Raw genomic sequence first — 3,807 nt, forward strand, 5'->3', positions numbered from 1 at the left:
TGCAGGAAGAAATCGCCGCCAACCTCAACGAACAGAGCAACCGCACGCTGTTCACCCTGACGGTGGTGACAGTGCTGGCCTTGCCGATCAACATCATTGCCGGTTTTTTCGGGATGAATGTCGGCGGTGTGCCGCTGTCCCAGGATCCGCACGGATTTTGGGTACTGGTTGCGCTGGTGGCGACGTTCACCGTGATTGCCGGGCGCTGGGCGTTTCGCAAGCGTGGCGATTACTGAGCGCAAATCCCACACACAAGACAGTCCTCTCTGTGGGAGCGAGCCTGCTCGCGAAGTCGGTGTGTCAGATAAATCAATGTTGAATGACATGGCGCTTTCGCGAGCAGGCTCGCTCCCACAGTTCGGGCCAAGGTGAGCAGTCAAAGCGTTGAACGAACAACATCGCCGAGCCAATCCATAAACACCCGCACCCGCAGCGGCAAATGCCGTTGCCGCGCGTACAACAACGAAATCGCCATCGGCGGTGCGGTGTGTTGCGGCAGTACGGTCACCAGTTCGCCATTTTCCAGATGCGGCTGCATGCCGGTGCGCGGTACCTGCGTCAGGCCGAAGCCGCCCAGGCACGCCGCTTCATAGGCGTCGGTGCTGTTGACCGTGACACTGCCCGCCATCGCCACCCGTCGCACTTCGCCACCCTCCTCATACACAAACCCTTCCGAACGCGAGCCCAGTACGCCGACGTAATGCACCAGCCGATGCTGCGCCAGATCCTCGATGGTCTGCGGCACGCCGTAACGTTGCAGGTAAGCCGGGCTGGCGCAATTGACCATCGGGAAGTCGCCGAGATGCCGGGCGACCACCGACTGATCCGGCTGCGCGCCGATGCGCAACACGCAGTCGAAACCCTCGCTGAGCAGATCGACGCGGCGGTCGGTGCTGCTGATTTCCATCTGCAGATTCGGGTGGCGATCCATGAATTCCGGCAGGCGCGGCATGATCAAGCGTCGCGCGAGGATGTTCGGCATATCGACGCGGATGCGCCCGGTCAGCGAAGCCTCGTCCTGACGGAACAGCCCTTCGATTTCATCCATGTGCGAGAGCAAGTCCTTACTGCGCTCATACAGCACCAGTCCATCCTGAGTGGCCTGCACCTTGCGCGTGGTGCGCTGCAACAGCCGCGTGCCGAGCAAGGCTTCGAGTGCCTGCACCTGTTCGGACACTGTGGAGCGCGGCAGGCCGAGGCTTTCCCCGGCGAGAGTGAAACTCGACAGTTCGCTGACCCGGACGAAGGTGCGCAGCAGTTCCAGTTTGTTCATGACAAGCCCCGGTGATTGTTCGGCTGAGCCGATCAGTGATTCCGCTTTTGCCGTGTTTATCACCTCAGGGCGGATAAATAAACTTCTTCCATCCCCACTCAACGCAATCGAGGAAGTCAGCATGAACCGCAAAATCGCACTGATCACTGGCGCCAGTCGTGGCCTCGGCCGCAGCGCCGCTCTGCACCTCGCCGCGCAAGGCATCGACATCATCGGCACCTACAACAGCCGCGCCGACGAGGCCCAGGCGCTGGTCACTGAATTGCAGGCACTCGGCGCGAAAGCGGCGATGCTGCAACTGGACGTCGGCCACAGCGAAAACTTCGCCGCGTTTGCCGCGCAGGTTGAACAGGTATTGGGGCAAACCTTTGAGCGTCAGCGCTTCGATTTCCTGATCAACAACGCCGGGGTCGGCGTGCATGCGCTGTTCAGCGAAACCACTCCGGAGCAGTTCGATCTGCTGATGAATGTGCAGTTGAAAGGGCCGTTTTTCCTGACTCAGCAATTGCTGCCGCTGATCAATGACGGTGGGCGCATCGTCAATATTTCCAGCGGCCTGACCCGCTTCAGCCTGCCGGGTTACGGCGCTTACGCGGCAATGAAAGGTGCTATGGAAGTGCTGACGCGTTATCAGGCGAAAGAGCTTGGGGCGCGGCAGATTGGCGTGAATATCCTGGCGCCGGGTGCGATTGAAACCGATTTTGGCGGTGGCACGGTGCGCGACAACAGCGCGGTCAACGCGATGGTTGCCAGCAACACTGCGCTGGGTCGTGTAGGGCTGCCGGATGATATTGGCGGTGCACTGGCGCTGCTGCTGTCGGAGGGTGGACAGTGGATCAACGGTCAGCGGGTCGAGGCGTCTGGCGGCATGTTTCTCTGACCTCAACCAACAGACCGTTTGTGGCGAGGGGATTTATCCCCGCTGGGCTGCGGAGCGGCCCCAAAATCGGGTCTGCTACGCAGCCCAACGGGGATAAATCCCCTCGCCACAGGGCTACCTCAGCTTTCATATGTGCGGCGGGCCATGAAGCGCTCGCGCAGTACGTCATAACCCCAGTGGTAGACATAGGTGTACGGCAGGAAGAACAGCAGCACGCCGATGTCGAGCAACAACGCCTGCCACAGGCTGACCGACAGCCACCAGGCAATCAGCGGCACGCCCATCACGATCAATCCACCTTCGAACAGCAATGCATGAACTACACGGACCCAGGCGTTGTGCGGCAGATTCATCCGCGCCAATGCACGGTCGAAAAAACGGTTGAACACCACGTTCCACGCCAGCGCCAACAGCGCGATCAACACGGTCACCGCGCCCATGTCGAGCAGCGGCTTTTGCATGATCCAGGCGAGCAGCGGCGTGCAGATCAGGATCGCGAGAAACTCGAAACCAACTGCCTGGAAAACACGTTCGGTGATGGACTTGTGGGCAGTCATGGCCTGACTCCTTGTTTGACGATGGTTGCCATGATCAAACTTAATACCGATACTTCATAACCAATAACCATCGATCAAGGCGATAGTTCATGGCTTCGCAGGAAGTGCTGCTGGCGTTTGTCCAGGCAGCGACGCAAGGCTCGTTCTCGGCGGCAGCGCGCAAGTTGGGCCGCTGTCAGTCGACCATCAGCGCCGCGGTCGCCAGTCTCGAGATTGATCTGGATTTGCAGCTATTCGACCGCAGCAGCCGCAAGCCCACGCTCACCCCCGCCGGCCACGTGATGCTGCAAAAAGCCGAGGCGATTCTGGCCGCCACCAGTCGTCTGGAGATGAGCGCGCGGCAATTGGCGCAAGGTGTGGAACCGAAGCTGACGGTGGCGATTTCCGATACCTACCAGTCGTATCGTTTCGAGGCGGCGCTGGTGGATTTCGAGCAGCGTTATCCGGAGCTTGAGCTGGAATGCCTGATTGCCGAATGCGAAGACCTGATCGAACTGGTCCAGCGCGGCCGGGCGCATCTGGCCTTCGCGGAAATGCAGGACAACTACCCGCCGGATCTTGTGACCTCCACTGTGGCCGAGCGCACGGAGATAGCCCTGTTCGTCAGCCGCGAGCACCCATTGGCGAAGCTTGAGCATGTGGATCAGCAGATCCTCGAGCAACATCGCGAATTGCGGCTGGCGACCATCGTCAATCCCTACGACAGTCGCGGCAAAGGCCGGGTGTGGTCGGCGCCGAGTTACCTGATGCTGCTGGAAATGGCGGAAAAAGGCTTTGGCTGGGCACCGCTGCCGAGGTGGCTGGTGCAGCGTTATGCCAATGATTTGCTGATAGAGCTCGACGTGCGCGGTTGGCCGAAACCGGTGTTTGTCGACGCCTTGTGGTCGCGCTTGTATCCCCCGGGGCCGGCAGGGAGCTGGTTGCTCAGCAAGATGCTCGAATAAGCGCTTGAAATCAAAAGCCCCTCACCCCAGCCCTCTCCCGGAGGGAGAGGGGGCCGACCGAAGTGTCTGGCGTTATGCATCGACCTGAAAAACCTTATCGATTATGGATTCAAGACAATTCGTTCAAGTCGGTGAATCCCTCCAATATCCCCC

At 60.0% G+C, this 3,807-nt stretch carries 5 protein-coding genes; 3 read left to right on the forward strand and 2 right to left on the reverse strand.

Features of this window, described 5'->3' with window-relative positions; translation table 11 throughout:
* On the forward strand, positions 1 to 236 hold a 236-nt coding region (locus tag D8U71_RS25550), incomplete at its 5' end, for a CorA family divalent cation transporter (protein ID WP_277751623.1).
* A gap of 140 nt (positions 237 to 376) precedes the next feature.
* Here D8U71_RS25550 and D8U71_RS25555 read toward each other — a convergent pair.
* Complete coding sequence (locus tag D8U71_RS25555) at positions 377 to 1,273, reverse strand: LysR family transcriptional regulator (protein ID WP_016773563.1); 897 nt, start codon at positions 1,271 to 1,273, stop codon at positions 377 to 379.
* Positions 1,274 to 1,394: 121 nt separating this feature from the next.
* On the opposite strand from D8U71_RS25555, the gene D8U71_RS25560 reads away from it, so the two are divergent.
* Positions 1,395 to 2,153 carry an SDR family oxidoreductase gene (locus D8U71_RS25560; protein WP_130889002.1) on the forward strand — a complete coding sequence of 253 codons (759 nt, stop codon included), beginning with the start codon at positions 1,395 to 1,397 and terminating at the stop codon, positions 2,151 to 2,153.
* A gap of 119 nt (positions 2,154 to 2,272) precedes the next feature.
* Here D8U71_RS25560 and D8U71_RS25565 read toward each other — a convergent pair whose 3' ends face one another.
* On the reverse strand, positions 2,273 to 2,710 hold the full coding sequence (locus D8U71_RS25565; RefSeq protein ID WP_130889003.1) for a multidrug/biocide efflux PACE transporter: 438 nt from the start codon (positions 2,708 to 2,710) through the stop codon (positions 2,273 to 2,275).
* An 89-nt stretch (positions 2,711 to 2,799) separates the two neighbouring features.
* Here D8U71_RS25565 and D8U71_RS25570 point away from each other — a divergent pair, with 89 nt between their 5' ends.
* The gene (locus tag D8U71_RS25570; RefSeq protein WP_130889004.1) at positions 2,800 to 3,654 is read left to right on the forward strand and encodes a LysR family transcriptional regulator; all 855 of its coding nucleotides are present in this window, start codon (positions 2,800 to 2,802) and stop codon (positions 3,652 to 3,654) included.
* Positions 3,655 to 3,807: the final 153 nt, after the last annotated feature.

The organism is Pseudomonas sp. Sample_21, assembly GCF_004307525.1.
GTDB classification, from domain to species: domain Bacteria; phylum Pseudomonadota; class Gammaproteobacteria; order Pseudomonadales; family Pseudomonadaceae; genus Aquipseudomonas; species Aquipseudomonas atacamensis.